The organism is Acinetobacter sp. YT-02 (assembly GCF_002412355.1).
GTDB lineage: Bacteria > Pseudomonadota > Gammaproteobacteria > Pseudomonadales > Moraxellaceae > Acinetobacter > Acinetobacter towneri.
In genome coordinates this window covers 13,436-33,450 of sequence record NZ_NOZT01000008.1, presented here as the reverse complement: position 1 = coordinate 33,450, position 20,015 = coordinate 13,436, and the positions used below count along the sequence as shown (strand labels likewise).

Annotated in this window: 33 protein-coding genes and 1 pseudogene; 1 reads left to right on the top strand and 33 read right to left on the bottom strand. The window is 42.9% G+C overall.

Annotated features, from left to right (window positions below):
- Positions 1–199: 199 nt before the first annotated feature.
- The 4 genes from rrtA to CF596_RS04545 all read right to left on the bottom strand — a co-directional run bounded on the left by rrtA (position 200) and on the right by CF596_RS04545 (position 3,049).
- Entirely contained in the window at positions 200–781 is a 582-nt protein-coding gene (gene rrtA, locus CF596_RS04560; protein WP_096901405.1) for a rhombosortase, read from the bottom strand.
- Positions 782–884: 103 nt separating this feature from the next.
- Positions 885–1,931: a hypothetical protein gene (locus CF596_RS04555; RefSeq protein WP_004974758.1), complete on the bottom strand. Its 1,047-nt coding sequence runs from the start codon at positions 1,929–1,931 to the stop codon at positions 885–887.
- A gap of 445 nt (positions 1,932–2,376) precedes the next feature.
- A complete protein-coding gene (locus tag CF596_RS04550; RefSeq protein WP_096901367.1) occupies positions 2,377–2,799 on the bottom strand; it encodes a protein YgfX in 423 nt (140 codons plus the stop codon).
- Entirely contained in the window at positions 2,792–3,049 is a 258-nt protein-coding gene (locus tag CF596_RS04545) for a succinate dehydrogenase assembly factor 2 (protein ID WP_004974752.1), read from the bottom strand. Before CF596_RS04545 ends, CF596_RS04550 begins: the two co-directional genes overlap by 8 nt.
- A 185-nt stretch (positions 3,050–3,234) precedes the next feature.
- Between CF596_RS04545 and CF596_RS04540 the strand changes: the two genes are divergently transcribed.
- On the top strand, positions 3,235–4,407 hold the full coding sequence (locus tag CF596_RS04540) for an acyl-CoA dehydrogenase family protein (RefSeq protein WP_096901366.1): 1,173 nt from the start codon (positions 3,235–3,237) through the stop codon (positions 4,405–4,407).
- A 75-nt stretch (positions 4,408–4,482) separates the two neighbouring features.
- Here CF596_RS04540 and CF596_RS04535 read toward each other — a convergent pair whose 3' ends face one another.
- The 29 genes and pseudogenes from CF596_RS04535 to rpsJ all read right to left on the bottom strand — a co-directional run bounded on the left by CF596_RS04535 (position 4,483) and on the right by rpsJ (position 19,734).
- Positions 4,483–5,973 (bottom strand): NAD(P)/FAD-dependent oxidoreductase, encoded by a 1,491-nt coding sequence (locus tag CF596_RS04535; RefSeq protein WP_096901365.1) that lies wholly within the window; start codon positions 5,971–5,973, stop codon positions 4,483–4,485.
- A gap of 201 nt (positions 5,974–6,174) precedes the next feature.
- A complete protein-coding gene (gene rplQ / locus CF596_RS04530; protein ID WP_004974746.1) occupies positions 6,175–6,540 on the bottom strand; it encodes a 50S ribosomal protein L17 in 366 nt (121 codons plus the stop codon).
- Between the two features lie 18 nt (positions 6,541–6,558).
- Positions 6,559–7,566: a DNA-directed RNA polymerase subunit alpha gene (gene rpoA, locus CF596_RS04525; protein WP_096901364.1), complete on the bottom strand. Its 1,008-nt coding sequence runs from the start codon at positions 7,564–7,566 to the stop codon at positions 6,559–6,561.
- Between the two features lie 17 nt (positions 7,567–7,583).
- A complete protein-coding gene (rpsD, locus tag CF596_RS04520) occupies positions 7,584–8,210 on the bottom strand; it encodes a 30S ribosomal protein S4 (protein ID WP_004974744.1) in 627 nt (208 codons plus the stop codon).
- A 12-nt stretch (positions 8,211–8,222) separates the two neighbouring features.
- Positions 8,223–8,609 carry a 30S ribosomal protein S11 gene (rpsK, locus tag CF596_RS04515; RefSeq protein WP_001040166.1) on the bottom strand — a complete coding sequence of 129 codons (387 nt, stop codon included), beginning with the start codon at positions 8,607–8,609 and terminating at the stop codon, positions 8,223–8,225.
- A gap of 19 nt (positions 8,610–8,628) precedes the next feature.
- On the bottom strand, positions 8,629–8,985 hold the full coding sequence (gene rpsM, locus CF596_RS04510; protein ID WP_004974734.1) for a 30S ribosomal protein S13: 357 nt from the start codon (positions 8,983–8,985) through the stop codon (positions 8,629–8,631).
- Between the two features lie 107 nt (positions 8,986–9,092).
- Positions 9,093–9,209: a 50S ribosomal protein L36 gene (gene rpmJ / locus CF596_RS04505; RefSeq protein WP_000867907.1), complete on the bottom strand. Its 117-nt coding sequence runs from the start codon at positions 9,207–9,209 to the stop codon at positions 9,093–9,095.
- Between the two features lie 20 nt (positions 9,210–9,229).
- Positions 9,230–10,549 (bottom strand): preprotein translocase subunit SecY, encoded by a 1,320-nt coding sequence (gene secY, locus CF596_RS04500; RefSeq protein WP_171324833.1) that lies wholly within the window; start codon positions 10,547–10,549, stop codon positions 9,230–9,232.
- 45 nt (positions 10,550–10,594) lie between these two features.
- Positions 10,595–11,035 (bottom strand): 50S ribosomal protein L15, encoded by a 441-nt coding sequence (rplO, locus tag CF596_RS04495; RefSeq protein ID WP_004974728.1) that lies wholly within the window; start codon positions 11,033–11,035, stop codon positions 10,595–10,597.
- A gap of 3 nt (positions 11,036–11,038) precedes the next feature.
- Positions 11,039–11,215 carry a 50S ribosomal protein L30 gene (rpmD, locus tag CF596_RS04490; protein ID WP_004786899.1) on the bottom strand — a complete coding sequence of 59 codons (177 nt, stop codon included), beginning with the start codon at positions 11,213–11,215 and terminating at the stop codon, positions 11,039–11,041.
- A 6-nt stretch (positions 11,216–11,221) separates the two neighbouring features.
- Positions 11,222–11,719, bottom strand: coding sequence for a 30S ribosomal protein S5 (gene rpsE, locus CF596_RS04485; protein WP_004974725.1), 498 nt, complete (start codon positions 11,717–11,719; stop codon positions 11,222–11,224).
- A 2-nt stretch (positions 11,720–11,721) separates the two neighbouring features.
- Positions 11,722–12,072 carry a 50S ribosomal protein L18 gene (rplR, locus tag CF596_RS04480; protein ID WP_004281497.1) on the bottom strand — a complete coding sequence of 117 codons (351 nt, stop codon included), beginning with the start codon at positions 12,070–12,072 and terminating at the stop codon, positions 11,722–11,724.
- Between the two features lie 14 nt (positions 12,073–12,086).
- Positions 12,087–12,620: a 50S ribosomal protein L6 gene (gene rplF, locus CF596_RS04475; protein ID WP_004974722.1), complete on the bottom strand. Its 534-nt coding sequence runs from the start codon at positions 12,618–12,620 to the stop codon at positions 12,087–12,089.
- Between the two features lie 16 nt (positions 12,621–12,636).
- Positions 12,637–13,032 (bottom strand): 30S ribosomal protein S8, encoded by a 396-nt coding sequence (rpsH, locus tag CF596_RS04470; RefSeq protein WP_004974720.1) that lies wholly within the window; start codon positions 13,030–13,032, stop codon positions 12,637–12,639.
- A gap of 12 nt (positions 13,033–13,044) precedes the next feature.
- A complete protein-coding gene (gene rpsN / locus CF596_RS04465; protein WP_004825185.1) occupies positions 13,045–13,350 on the bottom strand; it encodes a 30S ribosomal protein S14 in 306 nt (101 codons plus the stop codon).
- Between the two features lie 9 nt (positions 13,351–13,359).
- Positions 13,360–13,896, bottom strand: a complete 537-nt coding sequence (gene rplE, locus CF596_RS04460; RefSeq protein ID WP_004974719.1) for a 50S ribosomal protein L5 — start codon at positions 13,894–13,896, stop codon at positions 13,360–13,362.
- Between the two features lie 16 nt (positions 13,897–13,912).
- Entirely contained in the window at positions 13,913–14,230 is a 318-nt protein-coding gene (rplX, locus tag CF596_RS04455; protein WP_004974717.1) for a 50S ribosomal protein L24, read from the bottom strand.
- A gap of 9 nt (positions 14,231–14,239) precedes the next feature.
- Positions 14,240–14,608 carry a 50S ribosomal protein L14 gene (rplN, locus tag CF596_RS04450; RefSeq protein WP_001982634.1) on the bottom strand — a complete coding sequence of 123 codons (369 nt, stop codon included), beginning with the start codon at positions 14,606–14,608 and terminating at the stop codon, positions 14,240–14,242.
- A gap of 91 nt (positions 14,609–14,699) precedes the next feature.
- Positions 14,700–14,957 carry a 30S ribosomal protein S17 gene (rpsQ, locus tag CF596_RS04445; RefSeq protein ID WP_004974714.1) on the bottom strand — a complete coding sequence of 86 codons (258 nt, stop codon included), beginning with the start codon at positions 14,955–14,957 and terminating at the stop codon, positions 14,700–14,702.
- Positions 14,954–15,151: a 50S ribosomal protein L29 gene (rpmC, locus tag CF596_RS04440; RefSeq protein ID WP_004650482.1), complete on the bottom strand. Its 198-nt coding sequence runs from the start codon at positions 15,149–15,151 to the stop codon at positions 14,954–14,956. The genes rpsQ and rpmC overlap by 4 nt, the downstream gene beginning before the upstream one ends.
- Positions 15,151–15,564 (bottom strand): 50S ribosomal protein L16, encoded by a 414-nt coding sequence (gene rplP / locus CF596_RS04435; protein ID WP_004691317.1) that lies wholly within the window; start codon positions 15,562–15,564, stop codon positions 15,151–15,153. Before rplP ends, rpmC begins: the two co-directional genes overlap by 1 nt.
- Positions 15,504–16,320 (bottom strand): annotated as a pseudogene (gene rpsC, locus CF596_RS04430) (30S ribosomal protein S3). Before rpsC ends, rplP begins: the two are co-directional and overlap by 61 nt.
- 1 nt (position 16,321) lies before the next feature.
- Entirely contained in the window at positions 16,322–16,651 is a 330-nt protein-coding gene (rplV, locus tag CF596_RS04425) for a 50S ribosomal protein L22 (RefSeq protein WP_001982638.1), read from the bottom strand.
- 11 nt (positions 16,652–16,662) lie between these two features.
- Complete coding sequence (gene rpsS / locus CF596_RS04420; protein WP_004673001.1) at positions 16,663–16,938, bottom strand: 30S ribosomal protein S19; 276 nt, start codon at positions 16,936–16,938, stop codon at positions 16,663–16,665.
- A gap of 19 nt (positions 16,939–16,957) precedes the next feature.
- Positions 16,958–17,782, bottom strand: a complete 825-nt coding sequence (gene rplB, locus CF596_RS04415) for a 50S ribosomal protein L2 (protein WP_004974706.1) — start codon at positions 17,780–17,782, stop codon at positions 16,958–16,960.
- Positions 17,783–17,793: 11 nt separating this feature from the next.
- Positions 17,794–18,114 (bottom strand): 50S ribosomal protein L23, encoded by a 321-nt coding sequence (gene rplW, locus CF596_RS04410; RefSeq protein ID WP_004974703.1) that lies wholly within the window; start codon positions 18,112–18,114, stop codon positions 17,794–17,796.
- A complete protein-coding gene (gene rplD, locus CF596_RS04405; protein WP_004974702.1) occupies positions 18,111–18,713 on the bottom strand; it encodes a 50S ribosomal protein L4 in 603 nt (200 codons plus the stop codon). Before rplD ends, rplW begins: the two co-directional genes overlap by 4 nt.
- A gap of 11 nt (positions 18,714–18,724) precedes the next feature.
- The gene (gene rplC / locus CF596_RS04400; RefSeq protein ID WP_026438075.1) at positions 18,725–19,363 is read right to left on the bottom strand and encodes a 50S ribosomal protein L3; all 639 of its coding nucleotides are present in this window, start codon (positions 19,361–19,363) and stop codon (positions 18,725–18,727) included.
- A gap of 59 nt (positions 19,364–19,422) precedes the next feature.
- A complete protein-coding gene (gene rpsJ, locus CF596_RS04395) occupies positions 19,423–19,734 on the bottom strand; it encodes a 30S ribosomal protein S10 (RefSeq protein ID WP_000070912.1) in 312 nt (103 codons plus the stop codon).
- Between the last annotated feature and the right edge of the window lie 281 nt (positions 19,735–20,015).

Genomic DNA, 20,015 nt, shown 5'->3' with positions numbered 1-20,015 from the left:
ATGCAGAAACCGAGACACTCGAATTTCTGTCTGTCCTTATTCAACGGAATATCCATCTTCCATTGAGCATTTTTGTATTCAGTTTAAATGTGAATGAACGTCGTTATTTTTAAAATGACAATATAGATTTTCTTTTAAGTAAAAATGGTCAATTGTGAGATTTCTTGTGAGTCCTTTTTGCCATAATTTTGATGTAATTTTAGTGCGGATCAATGCAATAGGCCCAAATAATATAAGCCAATGCAAAAATTACACCCCAAATCACCCCCAATAAATGTGCCTCAACTAACACAGGACTTCCGATTAATTCTGCTGTACCCAAACTGCCCAAAGTATTTTCCCAGATCAATTTAGATAAAATAAGCAGCAAGACCAATGCGGCAAAACCACGTTCTTTTTTATAGAGCAAATGCACACACGCCACCGCCACATAAGCACCATGCAATACCCCAGAAAGCCCTGCATAGGCATCAACATCGGTAAGCAAGTAAAAGAAACTCAGACTAATGGCAGGCGGTAGTAGCAGCAAAAGCGCCACAAAATGCCCTATTTTGGCATGCGGAAAAATAAAAGGTAAACAGGCAAAGGCGATCATATTGAGTAAATAATGAATCCAACCCACATGCACCCAATGCCCTGTCCATAAACGCCAGAATTCATCCAATAAATGTGTAGACCAATAAATAAAATGCTCTGCAAAAATCTGCAAACATGCCGAAACCGACATACATGCCGCAATAAACACAATTTTTCGACTGAGAAATTGAGATGAATATTGCATAGGCGCTTGCATCCTCCAAATTATTCTTGTTATGTGCTTCGGCAAACGGATTGCCCAATCCTAAAACTTCTTGTCTATATTGAATTGGGCAATCTTGATATTTTTACAATTGAGCTGCCGTATCCTCATTAAATAAATCATCTAATTCAGATGAATCATCTTGCTCATCCCAGAAACGTTGCTGATCACCCGTACGCACACCTGTATGTTCAGTCCAGTAACGGTCTGAAATTCCTTGTACCATGCTTCCCGCCATGGCATCAATCAATTTAAATTGTGGATTTACAGGTTTTTCGTCACTGCGTGCATTAGAAAAGGCTTTGAGTGCATCGCGGATTTTGGCATCTTCACCACTGGCTTGGGCAGCAACCGCATATAAAGCGTGTGATAAACGCACGCCTTTATTTTCACCAATTTGCATCGACTGCTTTAAGGTTTGATACGGATCAGGTTTGCCATCTCCCGCACCTGGAAGCAAAGTCCAAATTACGGCACGTGTAGCCTCTGGTGCGCCCCAGAATTTTTCATTGTTTAAACAGGTCATACCACGTTCAACAATCGCGGCAATATCTTTAGGCACATGCACTGCCCCGCCTGAATTAATATCATTGGTCATGGCTTGCAAGCCACTCAACATCCCCAACATATACACAGTTTGATCAATATCACTGTTCATTTTTGGACAACCTTCGCCCAAAGGTTTCCGATATTTCTTTTCCCAACGATGCTGAAACAATTGATAGCCTGTGTATTGGCGCTGTGCCGCCAAAGCCGCCCAACGTTTTTGCTGAATCCGCGCATCTTGCGCTTCGCCCACTTGCCCTGCTTTTGCTGCACGTAAATAACGCAATTCAGCATCCAAAGCTTTTTCTTCGGCACAAATACCCGCAGCCGAATACATTAGTACCGCAACACGGGTTGGGTCTGCGCCCATATCTTTAGTCGCCATAATGGCAGGGGTTAAGGAATTACCAGAATTACACACCATTTCAGCATCTTCCATCGCTAAAATTGGCGGCACAATATGTTTTTCAGTAAATCCAAGTGCGACATTGGCACCTGTTTTGATCACTTGTGAACAACCTGATAATAATAAACTTGTGATTGCAAATACGGCCACACCCTGGCCTATTTTTTGGACTTGCGACATTTTCCTGTCCTCTATAATTGTGTTTATGTCCATTGCAACAAACATAGCAGAAGCAATATCTGAATAAAAGCGTCTACTTGCTGCTTCAGATGGATAACTTTGCCATGTTTTAAAGTGACTAAAATTGACTGAAATCTGTCATCCGACAAAATTTAGGCAAAAAAAAGTAGCATTGCGACGGTTCAGCACATGCTACTTATTAACTGATGCCCAATTCGGGCTTATCTTAAAAAATCTTTCGACTAAATTTAAATCTGCACATTTCAGGAATCTGATTTGTATTGATCTACACTTGTCTGGAATGAATATAACTGAAAATAGGGATATGTGTAATCTTTTATGCCAATATAAAATGACTGATCAGGACACGAAAAATAGATGATAATTTTATCTTTATGATACTTATAGTTTTTTATTATTATAAAAATATACAGCTGTCTGTAAATTAGAGCATTTTCGCCAATACTTTTAGAGCCTTCCATTCCGCCTTGGAAACCTGATCACACCAAATCACCAGAGGTTTAAAGGCTTGCTGAAATTCCATGACGATATAAATTTGATGATCTATCACTTGACGCAGTTGCACACGCTGAATTTCAATTTGGCGAGCTGTGCTTTTAATCTGTTGTGATACTACACGAGGCGCGAGATAGGAAATTGACCATTCACGGTCATCTAATTGATCTAAACCAACAATTCGGTTTGCACGAACAAATTTAAAATATGTCCAGCCCATAATGACAATACATACAACGCTAAGCCATGGCTTTAACACTTGTAGTAAAAGCCAAACGATGAGTAGAGCGATCATCAGCTGAAACACTATTGCGATGACACTAGGTTTCAGCTGAAACTGCTGCTTAGCCATGCACATAATGCTTTAGTTTACGGATAAAATCTTTCAACTCAGGACGTGGTGGCTCAGACACTTCCATAAACCAATCCAATAAATCTGGGTCTTCCTGCTCAACCAAATCGGCAAACATTTGTTTTTCTTCCGCACTGGCAGTCAAATAATGATTTTTCACATACGGGTCAAAATAGACATCAATTTCCTTTAAACCACGACGGGCACGGTAAATCACTTTGCGTTCTTCTAAGCTGATGTCATCACTCATGCGGTTTCCCCATTAAAATTAAACTCAGGCTAGTTTAACCGACCCCTTTTAAAGTTTCGATGACTTTTATGCAGCATTGACCAAAAGCATCATCTTTCATTTGCAATTGAAACTTTTGCACCTTGTTGCCCCCTATAAATTCTTCTAAGGTGAATTCAAAATAACAACATCAGGAAGATAAAACCATGCAATCTGCCGCAATTCGCCCCATTGCCAATATGTTACCGCGCACCTTATTCAGTGCTGAACACGACAGTTTTCGTGATTTGGTACGAAAATTCTATTTGCAGGAAGTCATCCCCCATACTGAAAAATTTGAAACGCAGCAGCATGTAGACCGTGAGCTATGGCGTAAAGCAGGTACTTTGGGTTTACTGTGTAGCACCATGCCTGAAGAATATTCAGGTTCAGGAGTAGACCGCCTGTACAGCATGATTTTGATTGAAGAACAAGCCTATGCAGGCGACAGTGCCACTGGTTTTTCACTGCATTCAGATATTGTCGCCAATTACATCAATAACTTTGGCACAACTGAACAAAAACAACACTGGTTACCCCGCATGGCCACAGGTGAAGTCATCACCGCGATTGCCATGACCGAACCCGGTACAGGTTCAGACTTACAAGCTGTGCGTACCTCTGCGGTATTGGATGGCGATGAATACGTGATTAATGGTGCTAAAATTTTTATTACCAACGGCTATTTGTGCGACATGGCGATTGTGGTGTGTAAAACTGCAAACACAGACAAAGGTTCAGCTAATCTGTCTTTAATACTGGTAGAAGCAGACCGTGCAGGATTTAGCAAAGGCAAACCACTGAATAAAATTGGCATGAAAGGTCAGGACACTTGTGAATTATTTTTTGATGATGTCCGCGTACCTCGCAGCAATTTATTGGGTGCAGAAGGCATGGGTTTTATCATGCTGATGAAAGAACTGGCATGGGAACGCTTAATTGTGGCGATTATTTGCCAAGCAGGTGCAGAAGCTGCTTTTGCGCATACACTGCAATATACTCAGCAACGTCAAGCCTTTGGCAAAAGTATCCAAAGCTTTCAAAATACGCGCTTTAAACTGGCAGAATTACGCACCGAAATTGATTTCTGTCGTGCTTTTTTAGATCAATGTATGCAGTTACAACTTCAAGATCAGCTTAGTGTCGAAGCTGCTGCAGCTGCAAAATATAAAATCTCTGAGATGTATTCCAAAGTGGTGGATGAATGTCTACAACTACATGGTGGCTATGGCTATATGCTTGAGTATCCAATTGCACGTGCTTACTTAGACAATCGAGCCAATCGCATTTATGCAGGTACCAATGAAATTATGAAAGAGCTGATTTCACGTTCTTTATAAAATTACCACTTCAACATAAAAATGGCGCAAGAGATTTTAAATCCCTTGCGCCATATTATTTTTGCACCCAACGATTTAAGACACTAATTTAGGTTTACGCTGCTGTGCAGGCACAGTCTGTTTGAACTTTAAAATACCATCTTCAAAGCTTGCTTGTTTTAAAGTTTTGCGATCTTCTAAGTAATTGTTAGTGACTCGCCATGGCGCATGTTTGCCTTGCTTTGGCATCACATCAGCAGCACGTGCGATATAGCCCGAACTCAAACTGCCCATCACCGTATCTTCCAATAACTCTGTTTGGTCACCTTGAGGAATTACCTCGTCATAACCTTGTCGATCCATATAATTGAGCAAACGACAAATATAATCCGCAGCCACATCCACTTTAAGCGTCCAAGAGGCATTAATATAGCCAATAATCATCGCCATATTCGGTACATCGCTGATCATCACACCTTGATATAGCATGTGCTTCGAGGTGTCTAAAGGCACACCATCAATTGTGGCTTGAATACCGCCTAGAATCTGAATATTCAAACCTGTCGCAGACACAATAATATCGGCATCCAAATGTTTACCCGATTTTAATTGCACACCTGTTTCAGTAAAACTTGCAATTTGATTGGTTTCAATCGAGGCATGCCCTTCGCGTAAAATCTTAAATAAATCACCATCAGGCACAACACATAAACGCTGATCCCACGGATTATAATGTGGCGTGAAATGCTTCATATCTACCTTGCCCTTGAGCTGCATTTGGATAGATTTCAGCAACAAAGTCCGCAGTAATTTCGGCTGTTTTTGTGCTAAAGCATAAATGGCGCGTTGCATGCCAATATTACGTGCGCGCGTGATTTTGTAAGCAACATCTTCAGGCAAAACTTTACGCATTTGCTGATAAACAAAATCCATTGCAGGCACTGAAGCAATATAAGTCGGCGAGCGTTGTAGCATGGTGACATGCGCTGCACCACCTTTTGACATAGCAGGTACTAAGGTAATGGCGGTTGCACCACTGCCAATAATTAAGACCTTTTTACCACGATAATCTAAATTTTCAGGCCAATGCTGTGGGTGGATAAATGTACCTTTAAATGCCTGCTGATTGGGGAAATCTGGCTGAAAACCTTGATCGTAATTGTAATAGCCTGTGCAACCTAAAACAAAATTAGCCACCCAAGTTTCAATCTGTTGCACTGCATTTTCTATACGTAACGTCCACTTACGTGTTTGAGAGTCATAATTGGCAGATAACACACGATGCTGAAAATGAATTTTTGAGTGTAAGGCTTTTTCTTGAATGACTTCTTCTAGATAGTCTTTGATAGATGCGCCATCGGCAAGTACATTGGTTTTTTTCCAAGGCTTAAAATTATAACCAAAAGTCGACATATCCGAATCTGAACGAATGCCTGGATATTGGAATAAATCCCAAGTGCCACCAAAACTTTGACGACGCTCAATAATTTCAAAAGAACGCTGTGGGCAGTTTTGACTTAAATGTGCTGCTACACCAATGCCCGAAATCCCTGCCCCAATAATTAATATATCAACCTGCTTATCCATGTTTTATTGTCCAGCTTGAATGATGTTTTTTATTAAAGCATAAATTTGACAATACACAATGTCAAGTTTAGCAAAAGTTACTAAAATTTATATCAATTCGGGACAATTTCATCATTTATTGAGATTCAATATATTTTTTTCATAAAAAAAGACCGGTAAAACCGGTCTTTTTCTGAACAACGTGCGTTATTCTTGGCGAAATTATTTAACTTCGCGATCTACAAGCTCAACGTAAGCCATCGGTGCAGCATCACCCGCACGGAAGCCCGCTTTAAGAACACGTAGATAACCACCGTTACGCTCTTTGTAACGAGGGCCAAGAACGGTAAATAATTTACCAACAGTTGCTGCTGAACGAGTACGAGCAAACGCTAAACGACGGTTTGCTACTGTATCGTTTTTAGCTAAAGTGATTAAAGGCTCAGCAACACGACGTAATTCTTTTGCTTTAGGAACAGTTGTTTTGATTAACTCGTGTTCGAACAAAGAATTAGCCAAGTTTTGGAACATCGCTTTGCGATGGCTGCTTGTACGGCCTAATTTCACACCACTATTACGATGACGCATGGTGATAGTCCTACTTAATTAACGGCTACGATAGGCGAAACGATCGTCCATACGGAGACTAGCCGGTGGCCAGTTCTCTAAACGCATGCCGAGCTGTAAGCCTTTAGAAGCCAGAACATCTTTGATCTCTGTAAGCGATTTTTTACCCAAGTTAGGCGTTTTAAGTAGCTCAACTTCAGTACGCTGTACAAGATCACCAATGTAGTAAATATTTTCTGCTTTCAAACAGTTAGCAGAACGAACAGTAAGCTCTAGATCATCTACTGGACGAAGCAAGATTGGGTCAACTTCTTCACGAGGCTCTTGAGCAACAGGAGCTTGATCTTTCTGAAGATCAACAAAAATTGCAATTTGTTGTTGCAAGATTGTTGCCGCTTTGCGGATCGCTTCTTCTGGATCTACAGTTCCGTTGGTTTCAAGATCAATGACCAACTTGTCAAGGTCAGTACGTTGTTCTACACGCGCATTTTCTACGATGTAAGACACACGTTTGATTGGGCTATAAGAAGCATCTAACTGCAAACGACCTACAGGGCGAGTTTCGCCTTCTGGGAAACGTGAGTCAGATGTTTCATAACCACGGCCTTGAGCAACTTTCAGGCGCATTTTTAAATTGCCTGTAGCACTTAAAGTGCCAATCAAGTGTTCAGGGTTAACCACTTCAACATTATGCGGTAAACGAAGGTCTGCAGCTGTTACATCGCCTGGACCTTGTTTTTCCAATGTCAAATAAGCTTCATTTTGATCGAACAGCTTAATAGACAATCCTTTCAGGTTCAGCAAGAGCTCGACGATGTCCTGCTGCAAGCCTTCCAAAGTACTGTACTCGTGCTCGACACCTTCAATTTCAACTTCTACCACAGCTGCGCCAGGTAAAGAAGAAAGAAGGATGCGACGTAAAGCATTACCAAGAGTGTGACCAAAGCCACGCTCTAATGGTTCTAGAATAACTTTTGCCGAGGTCCCGCTTGCCGCTTCGACCTTGATCGCTTGCGGAGTAAGAAACTCATTTGCAGTACGCGTCATTATTGCTACCTCAAGGATTATTTAGAATACAATTCTACAATCAAGCTTTCGTTGATTTCAGCAGGTAAATCAGAACGATCTGGTGCAGCTTTAAACGTACCTTCAAATTTAGAATGGTCAACTTCCATCCATGAAGGGATACCACGTTGAGCAGCCAATTCAATTGCGTTTTTAATACGTAATTGTTGTTTTGCACCTTCGTGAACTGCAATTACATCACCAGCTTTAACTTGAATAGACGCAATGTTAACACGACGACCATTTAAAGTAATGCTACGGTGAGATACAAGCTGACGAGCTTCTGCACGTGTAGAACCAAAACCCATGCGATAAACAACGTTATCAAGACGGCTTTCGAGCAATTTCAACAAGTTTTCACCTGTTGCGCCTTTCACACGAGCAGCTTCTTTATAGTAGTTACTAAATTGACGCTCTAAAACACCGTACATACGACGTACTTTTTGTTTTTCACGTAATTGTAGTGAGTACTCAGATTGCTTACCACCACGAGCCCCGCCATGTTGGCCAGGAGCTTTAGCGTGTTTTTTAGTTTTGACGTCAAATGGTTTAACGCCAGATTTTAGTTGCAGGTCTGTCCCTTCGCGGCGAGAGAGTTTGCATTTTGGACCAATATAACGAGCCATGAATGTTTCTCCTTACACGCGACGTTTTTTAGGTGGACGGCAACCGTTGTGAGGGATTGGAGTCACATCGGTAATGCTGTTAATTTTATAACCCACTGCACCTAATGCACGAACCGCAGACTCACGACCTGGACCAGGACCTTTAACAAGGACGTCCAAGTTTTTCAAACCGTAATCTAAAGCAGCTTTACCAGCAACTTCAGCAGCTACCTGAGCAGCGAACGGAGTTGATTTACGTGATCCACGGAAGCCTTGTCCACCTGAGGTAGCCCAAGCCAGTGCATTACCTTGACGATCGGTAATGGTCACAATGGTGTTATTAAAAGAAGCGTGAATGTGTGCAACACCTTCAGAGACGGTACGAGTGACCTTCTTGCGTGTGCGAGTATCTTTAGCCATCTTTTAGCTTCCAGAAATCTTATTTCTTAATCGGTTTGCGCGGACCTTTACGGGTACGTGCGTTAGTTTTGGTGCGTTGACCACGGACAGGCAAGCTGCGACGATGACGAAGACCGCGGTAGCAGCCTAAATCCATTAAACGTTTAATGTTCATGGAAATTTCGCGACGTAAGTCACCTTCGGTCGGAACCTTAGCAACTTCTGCACGAATCGCATCAAGCTGAGCGTCATCTAATTCACGGATCTTTGTTGTTGGTGCGATACCAGCAGCAGCTAAGATAGTCTTAGCAGTGTGGCGACCAATACCAAAGATATAAGTGAGAGAGATAACAGCGTGCTTGTTATCCGGAATGTTTACACCGGCAATACGAGCCATTCAATTTTCTCCAAAAAGGCAGTTAAGATAATCAACCGCCCCACAAAAATCTTGAGGGGCGGATAATAACCTAATTAGCCTACTGAAATCAACAGGTCTTAATCAAATTAACCTTGACGCTGCTTATGACGAGGTTCTGCGCTGCAAATTACGCGAATAACCCCATTACGACGGATAACTTTGCAGCTACCACAAATTTTCTTTACAGAAGCTTGTACTTTCATGATGAAACCTCTAAGTGCGCTTATCCCTTAGGATGAGCAGTCGTTTTTCTCATTAACGTTTGATTATCGTACTGGTGCGAGGTGAGATGTGCTTGAAGCTGAGCCATAAAGTCCATCACAACCACTACAACGATTAATAATGATGTACCACCTAAGCTAAATGGAATTCCAAATGAGCTTTGTAGAATCATCGGCATTAAGCAGACTACAGTGATGTAAATCGCGCCAATAAAGGTCAAACGACTGAGAATATGATCTAAGTAACGAGCAGTTTGCTCACCTGGGCGAATACCAGGCACATAAGCTCCGCTGCGTTTCAAGTTTTCCGAAACTTCTTTAGGACTGAAAACCAGCGCAGTGTAGAAGTAACAGAAAAAGATAATTAACGCACCAAAGAGCACCAAATACAACGGTTGTCCAGGCGACAATACCAATGCCAAGTCTTGTAGACTACGCTTGATTAATCCAGCACTAGGATCCGCACTGCCGACCCATTGACCTAAGCTCGCTGGGAACAAAAGCAATGAACTGGCAAAAATTGCTGGAATCACACCTGCCATATTAATTTTTAATGGCAAATGCGTTTGCTGAGCAGTAAATACACGACGACCTTGTTGTTTTTGAGCATAGTTTACTGGAATACGACGCTGCGCCTTCTCAATAAACACAATCGCTGCAAGTACACCTAAAGACAATAAACCAAAAATTGCCAAACCAATCAGGCTTGACTGACCACTGTCAATAGATGTGAAGGATTGCATAATTAAATTAGGCAAGCCTGCAACAATACCTGCGAAAATGATCATGGAAATACCATTACCCACTCCGCGTTCGGTAATTTGTTCACCCAACCACATTAGGAACATTGTGCCTGCAACCAAAGAGGTCACAGCTGGAACGTAAAAAGCCAGACCTGAAGTTAAGGTAATCCCTTGACTAATCAGACCTGCACACATCCCAATCGCTTGCACAAGTGCAAGAAACAATGTGCCTTGGCGCGTATATTGATTAATTTTGCGTTTACCTTGCTCGCCTTCTTTTTTCAAAGCTTCAAGCGAAGGAACCACGGTAGACATTAACTGTACGATAATCGAAGCAGAAATGTATGGCATGATCCCTAAAGCAAGAATCGACATCCGCTCTAATGCACCACCCGAAAACATGTTAAACAAACCAAGAATTGTACCTTGGTTTGCATTAAACAATTGTTCAAGTGCGGCATTATTAATGCCTGGTACTGGAATATGCGCTCCTAGTCGAAATACCAATAACGCACCAATGAGAAACATCATTCGGCGTATAATTTCACGGTATTTCACGTGAAATGGTTGGCCTTTCATCATGTGAACATGACCTGAAGAACTAGGAGACATAGACACTGGGGATTACTCCTCGACTTTACCGCCAGCCGCTTCAACAGCAGCTTTAGCGCCTTTAGTCACAGCAACACCTTGAATAGTGAATGCGCGAGTAATTTCACCAGAAAGTACGATACGAGCACGAGCCATATCTTTACGTACAACGTTCGCTGCTTTTAAAGTTTCAAGGCTAACGATGTCGCCTTCCACTTTAGCAAGCTCAGATAAACGTACTTCAGCAGTTTTCAAAGCGATTTGGCTAGTGAAACCGAATTTAGGTAAACGACGATATAACGCAGTTTGACCACCTTCGAATCCAGGACGTGTACCACCGCTCTTACGTGAGTTTTGACCTTTGATACCACGACCACCAGTCTTACCAACGCCAGAACCGATACCACGGCCTAAACGACGGGCTTCACGCTTAGCACCTTCTGCAGGTGCAAGTTCATTTAAACGCAGAGTCATGGCTTATTCCTCTACACTAACCATATAGTAGACTTGGTTGATCATACCACGGTTAGAAGGCGTATCTTGCACTTCTACAGTATGACCAATACGACGCAGACCTAAACCTTTAAGGCTAAGCTTGTGATTTTTCAAGCGGTGCGATGCAGATTTAGTCTGGGTAACTTTAATCGTTTTCATGATTGATTACCCTTGAATTTGTTCTACTGAAAGACCACGTTTCGCAGCAACCTTTTCAGGAGTTGTCATGTCACGCAAACCGTTAAAAGTTGCGTTCACTACGTTTGCAGCGTTAGTAGAACCACGGCATTTAGTCAATACGTTACGTACACCTGCAGCTTCTAAAACTGCACGCATAGAACCACCCGCAATTACACCAGTACCTTCAGATGCTGGTTGCATGTAAACACGGCTTGCACCATGACGCGCATGAATCGGGTGTTGTAAAGTACCATCTGCCAATTCGATAGTGATCATGTTACGACGTGCAGCTTCAAGTGCTTTAGAAATAGCAGCTGGAACTTCACGTGCTTTACCACGACCAAAACCTACGCGACCATTACCATCACCCACAACAGTTAATGCTGTGAAAGAGAAGATACGACCACCTTTAACAACTTTGGCTACGCGATCAACGGCAACCAGCTTTTCAACAAGACCTTCGTTTTGTTCAACTTTAGCCATGATTAGAACTCCAAGCCGTTTTCACGAGCAGCATCAGCCAAGGCTTTGATACGACCATGATATTTAAAACCAGAACGGTCAAACGCAACTTTAGTTACGCCAGCTGCTTTCGCGCGTTCTGCAATTAAAGCACCTACTTTTTGAGCTGCTTCAACGTTACCAGTTGTACCAGCACGTAAAGTAGCATCTAAAGTTGAAGCTTGCGCTAAAACTTTGCCACCATCTGCTGAAATAACTTGAGCATAGATGTGACGCGGCGTGCGGTTTACACACAAACGAGTCGCACCCAATGCACGGATGTGCAAGCGTGTGCTTTTCGCACGACGCAAACGGGATTGTTTCTTTTCGTTCATAAGAACCTCGCGCCTTATTTCTTCTTAGCTTCTTTACGAAGAACAACTTCATCCGAATAACGAACACCTTTACCTTTATATGGCTCTGGTGGACGGTATCCACGGATATCCGCAGCAACTTGACCTAAAGCTGCTTTATCAGCAGATTTAAGGATAATTTCAGTTGCAGTTGGAGTTTCTGCAGTCACACCTTCAGGAAGGGTGTAATCGATTGGGTGTGAAAAACCAAGGTTAAGGTTAACAACGTTACCTTTTACCGCAGCTTTATAACCAACACCAATCAATTGCAACTTACGTTCGAAGCCTTCGCTCACACCTTTTACAAGGTTGTTAAGCACAGCGCGAGCAGTACCAGCTTGCATCCAAGCGTCTTTCGACTCAGCTTTAGGAGCAATAGCTAAAATACCGTCTTCCTGTTTTAGCTCGACCAGCGCATGCAGGTTGAAAGACAATGTACCTTTGCTGCCTTTCACTTCGACCTGCCGGCCGTTCTGAGTAACTGTAACACCGTTAGGTACAGTTACTGGGGCTTTAGCCACACGAGACATGAGGAATCACCTATTATTAAGAAACAAAAGCAATAACTTCACCACCGATACCTGCAGCACGTGCAGCGCGATCAGTCATGATGCCTTTGCTTGTAGAAACGATTGCAATACCTAAACCTTGCTTAACGCTTGGAAGTGCATCTTTACCGCGATACTGACGTAGACCTGGACGGCTTACGCGTTTCACAGTTTCGATAACTGGTTTGCCTTCATAGTATTTTAAAGTAATCGTTAATGTAGGTTTGCCTTCGTTGTCAGCCACTTCTACATTTGCGATATAACCTTCTTGTTGAAGTACGTTTGCAATAGCAACCTTCAACTTAGAATTAGGCATAGAAACAGTTTGTTTCTTTGCCATTTGAGCGTTACGAACACGCGTTAGCATGTCGGCAACGGTATCTTGCATACTCATTTATAGTGCTCCTTACCAGCTTGCCTTAACAACGCCCGGTACATCACCTTGCATTACTGTGTCACGTAATTTGTTACGGCTTAAACCGAACTTACGGAAGTAACCATGAGGACGACCAGTTAAACCACAACGGTTACGAAGACGTACTGGAGACGCATTACGTGGTAATGCTTGTAATTTCATCATCGCTTCGAAACGCTCTTCGTCGCTTGCATTTACGTTTGCAATCGTTGCTTTTAATTCAGCACGTTTTGCAGCGTATTTAGCAACAGTAGCTTCGCGTTTCAATTCGCGATTAATCATACCTTTCTTAGCCATATCGACCTCTTATTTGAACGGGAAGCCGAATGCACGCATAAGCGCACGGCCTTCGTCATCGGTGCGAGCAGTCGTAGTAATGGTGATGTCCATACCACGAATTTGATCAATCTTATCGAAATCGATTTCAGGGAACATGATTTGTTCCTTGAGACCCATAGAGTAGTTACCACGACCATCAAATGATTTCGAAGAGAAACCACGGAAGTCACGGATACGAGGGATCGCGATAGAGATCAAACGGTCTAAGAATTCGTACATACGTTCGCCGCGTAAAGTAACTTTACAACCAATCGGCCAACCATCACGGATTTTAAAACCAGCGATTGATTTACGAGCTAATGTTAAAACTGGTTTTTGACCAGCAATAGCTTGCATATCAGAAAGAGCGCCATCTAACAATTTCTTGTCAGCAGCTGCAGCACCAACACCCATGTTGATGGTAATTTTAGTGATGCGAGGGATCTCCATCACATTCTTAACGCCCAATTGTTCTTGTAATTGAGCCTTAAGTTCGTCGTTGTAACGTGTTTTAAGTCTGGCCATTGCCTATTTCAACCTATTACTTCGCCACCGCCACTGATTCACCATTCGATTTATAAACGCGAGTTTTCACGCCATCAATCGTTTGGTAACCAACACGGTCAGCCTTTTGGGTTGTAGCATTAAAAATTGCCACGTTTGAGATATGAAGCGAAGCTTCCTGCGTTACGATACCGCCTTCAGCGCCCGTAGCACGGTTTGGCTTCTGGTGCTTCTTAACCAAGTTAAGACCTTCGACCTTAACACGGTCATTAGAAACTGACAGAACAGTACCCTGTTTGCCTTTTTCTTTACCTGCGATCACAATTACTTGATCGCCTTTTTTAATCTTAGCCATGATTGCCTCTTATAGAACTTCAGGAGCCAATGAAATGATTTTCATGAACTGTTCAGTACGAAGTTCACGAGTCACTGGTCCGAAAATACGAGTTGCAATCGGTGCTTTGTTGTTATTCAAAATAACAGCAGCGTTATCATCAAAACGGATCACAGAACCGTCTGGACGACGAATACCGAACTTTGTACGTACAACAACAGCATTCATCACGTCACCTTTTTTAACACGTGCGCGTGGAATAGCTTCTTTTACAGTAACTTTAATAATGTCGCCAACAGAAGCATAACGACGATGTGAACCACCTAGTACTTTAATACATTGTACGCGGCGAGCACCACTGTTGTCAGCTACGTCAAGCATCGTTTCGGTTTGAATCATTGCCCTACTCCAAAACCGAGCATCACCGGTCACAATTTCGAAAGGCTCAAAGAGTACTCGAAATTGACCGATGATGCAACAAGAACGTTAATTACTCAGCAGCAGCTTCAACAACTTCAACTAAAGTCCATGACTTAGTTTTAGACATTGGGCGGCTTTCTTTGATGGTTACAACATCACCAATCTTGGCTGTATTGTTCTCATCATGAGCGTGTAATTTGGTTGAACGGCGAATCAATTTGCCATACAACGGGTGTTGAACTTGGCGTTCAATAAGGACAACAATAGATTTTTCCATTTTGTCGCTTACAACTTTGCCAGTTAACGTGCGGACTGTATTTTGACTCATTGCCCGTTCCCCTGTTTTTCGGTAAGGAGGGTCTTGATGCGTGCAATAGTTTTACGAGTAAGCGCAACTTCATGCGACTTACCCAATTGACCAGTTGCTTTCGCCATACGAAGACGGAATTGGTTAAGCTGTTGCTCATCAAGCAAAGCTGTCAACTCTTCTACCGACTTTTCACGTAGATCTTTAGTTTTCATTACATTACCGTCCGAGTCACGATAGTGGTTTTAAACGGAAGTTTAGCAGCAGCAAGCGTAAATGCTTCACGTGCCAATTCTTCGTTCACACCATCAATTTCGTACAAGACTTTACCTGGTTTGATTTGACAAACCCAATATTCCACAGAACCTTTACCTTTACCCATACGCACTTCAAGAGGCTTAGAAGTAATTGGTTTGTCTGGGAATACACGGATAAAGATCTTACCACCACGCTTAATACGACGGCTGATTGTACGACGTGCCGCTTCAATTTGACGCGCAGTCATTTGACCACGTTCAACTGATTTAAGAGCGATAGTACCGAAAGATACTGAGCTACCACGGTGCGCTAAGCCAGTGTTACGGCCTTTTTGCACCTTACGGAATTTAGTACGTTTAGGTTGCAACATGGATTATTCTCCTTTTTCAGCAGAACGATCATTGCGACGACCACGACGCTCTTGACCTTCACCACGACCGCGACCGCGTTTAGCTGGACGTTCTTCAGCAGGTGCTGGGTTCATGACTTGTTTCATGCCACCCAAGATTTCACCACGGAATACCCAAACTTTAACGCCAATCGTACCGTAAGTAGTTTCAGCACGCATAGTTGCATAGTCGATGTCCGCACGAAGTGTATGCAAAGGTACACGACCTTCACGATACCATTCAGTACGTGCAATCTCTGCACCACCTAAACGACCAGAAACCTCAACTTTGATACCTTTAGCACCAGCACGCATAGAGTTCTGTACCGCACGCTTCATAGCACGACGGAACATTACACGCTTTTCTAATTGAGAAGCGATTGCTTCAGCAACTAAACGTGCATCTAAGTCTGGACGGTCAATTTCGTTGATGCTTACTTGCGCAGGAACACCCATAATAGATGTTAATTCGCGTTGTAATTTCTCAATGTCTTCGCCTTTTTTACCGATTACGATACCAGGACGCGCAGTGCTAATTGTTACTTTAGCAGCACCCGTTGGACGTTCGATAAGAATATTGCTTACCATTGCGTTCTTAAGTTTTTTAGTTAAAAACTCACGAACTTGAAGGTCTTTAAGCAAGTATTCAGCGTATTGTTTCGGATTCGCATACCAGTTAGCGTTATGACGTTTCACAACACCTAGGCGGATACCGATTGGATGAACCTTCTGACCCATATCAAACCCCTACCTTAACGGTGATGTGACAAGTACGCTTAGTAATACGATCTGCACGGCCTTTAGCACGTGGCATAATACGTTTAAGGCTCATGCCTTCGTCAACGTAAATCGTAGATACTTTAAGGTCGTCTACATCTAAACTGTTATTGTGTTCAGCATTTGCAATTGCAGATTCCAATGCTTTCTTAACTAAAACAGCAGCTTTTTTGTTGCTGAAGTTTAAAATGTTAAGTGCATGCGCAACAGATTTGCCGCGGATAAGATCTGCAACCAAACGTGCTTTTTGTGCCGAGATAGCGGCACCGCGTAATTTAGCAGTTACTTCCATCATAGCACCTATTAACGTTTAGACTTCTTGTCAACACCGTGACCACGATAGGTACGAGTTGGCGCGAATTCACCGAGTTTATGACCAACCATGTGTTCAGAGATAATCACTGGAACATGGTTACGACCATTGTGAACAGAAATTGTTAAACCAACAAAATCTGGGAGGATCATCGAACGACGCGACCAAGTTTTGATCGGCTTACGGTTATTAGCCGCGATTGCCGCTTCAACCTTAGCGAACAAGTGCGCATCGACGAATGGGCCTTTTTTCAGAGAACGAGGCATTGTCAGATTCCTTTACTTGTTACTTAACGCGACGGTCGCGAATAATCATCTTAGTCGTACGCTTGTTGGTACGTGTCTTGTACCCTTTAGCTTTTTGACCCCATGGGCTTACAGGTTGGATACCTTTAGTACGCCCTTCACCACCACCGTGCGGGTGATCAACCGGGTTCATTGCCATACCACGAACGGTAGGACGAACACCACGCCAGCGCGAAGCACCTGCTTTACCAAGTGAACGAAGGTTGCTTTCTGAGTTAGATACTTCACCTAACACAGCGCGACATTCAACGTGCACTTTACGCATTTCGCCTGAACGTAGACGAACGATAGCGTATGAACCGTCACGACCCAACAATTGAACTGAAGTACCAGCAGAACGCGCTAATTGAGCACCTTTACCGATTTTAAGTTCGATGTTGTGAAGAGTAGCACCGATTGGCATGTTACGAAGTGGCAAGCAGTTACCTGGGCGGATTGGAGCATCGTTACCAGATTGAACTTGATCACCAGCACGTAAACCTTTAGGCGCAATAATATAACGACGTTCACCGTCAGCATACTTCAACAATGCGATGTGTGCAGTACGGTTTGGATCGTATTCAATACGCTCTACAACAGCAGGAATGCCATCTTTGTTACGTTTGAAGTCTACGATACGGTAGTGTTGCTTATGACCACCACCAACGTGACGTGTAGTAATGTGACCGTTGTTGTTACGACCACCAGTACGTTTTTTAGCTTCTACCAACGGCGCATAAGGCGCACCTTTGTGAAGATGGTCGTGAACGACTTTCTCTACAAAGCGACGTCCTGGAGACGTTGGCTTACATTTTTGAATCGGCATAAATTTCGTCCTTATTCCGCTGCGCTTTCAGCGGTATCGCCCAAGTCAGCCATTTCAACATCTTGGCCAGCTTTCAGGGTGACGTATGCTTTTTTAACATCAGAACGGCGTCCTAATGTACGACCAAAGCGCTTAGTCTTACCTTTAGTGATAGTCGTGTTAACTTTAACAACTTCCACACCAAATAATTGCTCAACTGCTTTTTTGATTTCAAGTTTGTTTGCATTTAATGCAACTTTGAATACTTGAACACCAGCAGTTTCGCCTAAAACTTGTGCTTTTTCTGAAAATACAGGTCCTTGTAGGACTTGATATAAACGTTCGTTGTTCATCCGAGTTCTACCTCAATTTTCTTAGCAGCAGCAACAGACATTACAACTTTGTCGAACGCGATCAAGCTAACAGGATCGATTGCAGTAGCATCAACCACATCAACGTGTGGAAGGTTACGCGCTGCAAGATATAGATTCTCATCTACAGCTTCAGTTACGATCAATGCGCGAGTTGCATTCAAGTCGTTAAGTTTTGCAAGCAACTCTTTAGTTTTAGGAGCTTCAACAGCAAACTCTTCAACCAATACAAGACGATCTTGGCGAACAAGTTCAGCTAAGATACATTGCATTGCACCGCGGTACATTTTGCGGTTAACTTTTTGAGACCAATCTTGTGGACGAGCAGCAAAAGTTTTACCACCACCAACCCAGATTGGGCTACGAATAGAACCAGCACGAGCGCGGCCAGTACCTTTTTGACGGAATGGTTTTTTACCACCGCCAGCAACGTCTGCACGTGATTTCTGAGCTTTAGAGCCTTGACGACCACCAGCTAAGTAAGCTGTAACAACTTGGTGTACAAGTGCTTCATTGAATTCACGACCGAACGCAACTTCAGATAACTCAACAGCAGAGCCGGAAACAGTATTTAAATTCACGTTATTTCCCCTCAAGCCTTGATCGTAGGACGTACAGTTACGTCACCACCAGTCGCACCAGGAATCGCACCTTTAACAACAAGAACTGAACGCTCTGTGTCGATAGATACAATTTCAAGACCCTGTACAGTTACGCGTTCAGCACCTAAATGGCCAGCCATTTTTTTGCCTTTGAATACGCGACCAGGAGTCTGGTTTTGACCTGTAGAACCTAGAACACGGTGAGAAACAGAGTTACCGTGAGTAGCGTCTTGAGTACGGAAGTTCCAACGCTTAACACCACCCTGGAAACCCTTACCTTTAGACTGACCAGTTACGTCAACGATCTGACCTACTGTGAACAAATCTACACCGATAGTTCCGCCAACTTCACGACCTTCAAGGTCAGCTTCTGTAGCACGGAATTCTTGAACTAAACGACCAGCAGCAACACCCGCTTTAGCGAAGTGACCTTTCTGAGCGTTAGTTACGCGAGATTCGCGACGTTCACCAGTAGTAACCTGAATTGCTTGATAACCATCTGTTTCAAGCGTTTTGATTTGAGTGATGCGGTTAGGATCAACCTCAATCACTGTAACAGGTACAGAAACACCAGCATCTGTAAAGATACGGGTCATACCGCACTTGCGACCGACTAAACCAATAGCCATGTGCATAAACCTCTAAAAAAGCGGCCTAATTAACTTAGAGTGTTAATTAACCGAAAGCCTTAACCCAATGCAATCTGAACATCAACACCAGCTGCTAGATCTAATTTCATCAACGCATCAACAGTTTTATCTGTAGGTTGAACAATGTCGATCAAACGCTTGTAAGTACGGATTTCATACTGGTCGCGTGCATCTTTGTTTACGTGTGGTGATGTTAAAACGTTGAAGCGTTCGATGCGAGTTGGCATCGGGATTGGACCACAAACTTGTGCGCCAGTACGCTTAGCGGTTTCTACGATTTCTTGAGCAGATTGATCAATCAAACGATGATCAAAAGACTTCAAACGGATACGAATTCTCTGGTTAGACATACCAGTTAACTCCAAGCCAAATATATAAAGAATCACCCTTGACGCATCTCACCCCACTAATTTAAGGCAAGTGTCAAAGGCAGTGAATTATCACTAAGGTCATGATCGATGCCATGACTGTCACGATGTTAACTACTTTCTTCGCAGTTAACCCCCTTGCATAAAGGGTCGCCCATTATAACGATTGTTTAATGCATAAGCAAATCTCTTTTTGGCTTTATTGCTTTATTTTTCACGCTCTGCCGATTTCTCTTTTTAAAATATACGATTAGCACTTTATA

Bases quoted from the DNA above. Each gene is read 5' to 3' on its own strand.
- rrtA (WP_096901405.1), bottom strand. From the start codon at position 781: ATGCAATATTCATCTCAATTTCTCAGTCGAAAAATTGTGTTTATTGCG.
- CF596_RS04555 (WP_004974758.1), bottom strand. From the start codon at position 1,931: ATGTCGCAAGTCCAAAAAATAGGCCAGGGTGTGGCCGTATTTGCAATC.
- CF596_RS04550 (WP_096901367.1), bottom strand. From the start codon at position 2,799: ATGGCTAAGCAGCAGTTTCAGCTGAAACCTAGTGTCATCGCAATAGTG.
- CF596_RS04545 (WP_004974752.1), bottom strand. From the start codon at position 3,049: ATGAGTGATGACATCAGCTTAGAAGAACGCAAAGTGATTTACCGTGCC.
- CF596_RS04540 (WP_096901366.1), top strand. From the start codon at position 3,235: ATGCAATCTGCCGCAATTCGCCCCATTGCCAATATGTTACCGCGCACC.
- CF596_RS04535 (WP_096901365.1), bottom strand. From the start codon at position 5,973: ATGGATAAGCAGGTTGATATATTAATTATTGGGGCAGGGATTTCGGGC.
- rplQ (WP_004974746.1), bottom strand. From the start codon at position 6,540: ATGCGTCATCGTAATAGTGGTGTGAAATTAGGCCGTACAAGCAGCCAT.
- rpoA (WP_096901364.1), bottom strand. From the start codon at position 7,566: ATGACGCGTACTGCAAATGAGTTTCTTACTCCGCAAGCGATCAAGGTC.
- rpsD (WP_004974744.1), bottom strand. From the start codon at position 8,210: ATGGCTCGTTATATTGGTCCAAAATGCAAACTCTCTCGCCGCGAAGGG.
- rpsK (WP_001040166.1), bottom strand. From the start codon at position 8,609: ATGGCTAAAGATACTCGCACACGCAAGAAGGTCACTCGTACCGTCTCT.
- rpsM (WP_004974734.1), bottom strand. From the start codon at position 8,985: ATGGCTCGTATTGCCGGTGTAAACATTCCGGATAACAAGCACGCTGTT.
- rpmJ (WP_000867907.1), bottom strand. From the start codon at position 9,209: ATGAAAGTACAAGCTTCTGTAAAGAAAATTTGTGGTAGCTGCAAAGTT.
- secY (WP_171324833.1), bottom strand. From the start codon at position 10,549: ATGAAAGGCCAACCATTTCACGTGAAATACCGTGAAATTATACGCCGA.
- rplO (WP_004974728.1), bottom strand. From the start codon at position 11,035: ATGACTCTGCGTTTAAATGAACTTGCACCTGCAGAAGGTGCTAAGCGT.
- rpmD (WP_004786899.1), bottom strand. From the start codon at position 11,215: ATGAAAACGATTAAAGTTACCCAGACTAAATCTGCATCGCACCGCTTG.
- rpsE (WP_004974725.1), bottom strand. From the start codon at position 11,719: ATGGCTAAAGTTGAACAAAACGAAGGTCTTGTTGAAAAGCTGGTTGCC.
- rplR (WP_004281497.1), bottom strand. From the start codon at position 12,072: ATGAACGAAAAGAAACAATCCCGTTTGCGTCGTGCGAAAAGCACACGC.
- rplF (WP_004974722.1), bottom strand. From the start codon at position 12,620: ATGTCTCGTGTGGCTAAAGCCCCAGTAACTGTACCTAACGGTGTTACA.
- rpsH (WP_004974720.1), bottom strand. From the start codon at position 13,032: ATGAGTATGCAAGATACCGTTGCCGACATGCTAACGCGTGTTCGTAAC.
- rpsN (WP_004825185.1), bottom strand. From the start codon at position 13,350: ATGGCTAAGAAAGGTATGATTAATCGCGAATTGAAACGCGAAGCTACT.
- rplE (WP_004974719.1), bottom strand. From the start codon at position 13,896: ATGGCCAGACTTAAAACACGTTACAACGACGAACTTAAGGCTCAATTA.
- rplX (WP_004974717.1), bottom strand. From the start codon at position 14,230: ATGGCTAAGATTAAAAAAGGCGATCAAGTAATTGTGATCGCAGGTAAA.
- rplN (WP_001982634.1), bottom strand. From the start codon at position 14,608: ATGATTCAAACCGAAACGATGCTTGACGTAGCTGACAACAGTGGTGCT.
- rpsQ (WP_004974714.1), bottom strand. From the start codon at position 14,957: ATGAGTCAAAATACAGTCCGCACGTTAACTGGCAAAGTTGTAAGCGAC.
- rpmC (WP_004650482.1), bottom strand. From the start codon at position 15,151: ATGAAAACTAAAGATCTACGTGAAAAGTCGGTAGAAGAGTTGACAGCT.
- rplP (WP_004691317.1), bottom strand. From the start codon at position 15,564: ATGTTGCAACCTAAACGTACTAAATTCCGTAAGGTGCAAAAAGGCCGT.
- rplV (WP_001982638.1), bottom strand. From the start codon at position 16,651: ATGGAAGTAACTGCTAAATTACGCGGTGCCGCTATCTCGGCACAAAAA.
- rpsS (WP_004673001.1), bottom strand. From the start codon at position 16,938: ATGCCTCGTTCTCTGAAAAAAGGCCCATTCGTCGATGCGCACTTGTTC.
- rplB (WP_004974706.1), bottom strand. From the start codon at position 17,782: ATGCCGATTCAAAAATGTAAGCCAACGTCTCCAGGACGTCGCTTTGTA.
- rplW (WP_004974703.1), bottom strand. From the start codon at position 18,114: ATGAACAACGAACGTTTATATCAAGTCCTACAAGGACCTGTATTTTCA.
- rplC (WP_026438075.1), bottom strand. From the start codon at position 19,363: ATGGCTATTGGTTTAGTCGGTCGCAAGTGCGGTATGACCCGTATCTTT.
- rpsJ (WP_000070912.1), bottom strand. From the start codon at position 19,734: ATGTCTAACCAGAGAATTCGTATCCGTTTGAAGTCTTTTGATCATCGT.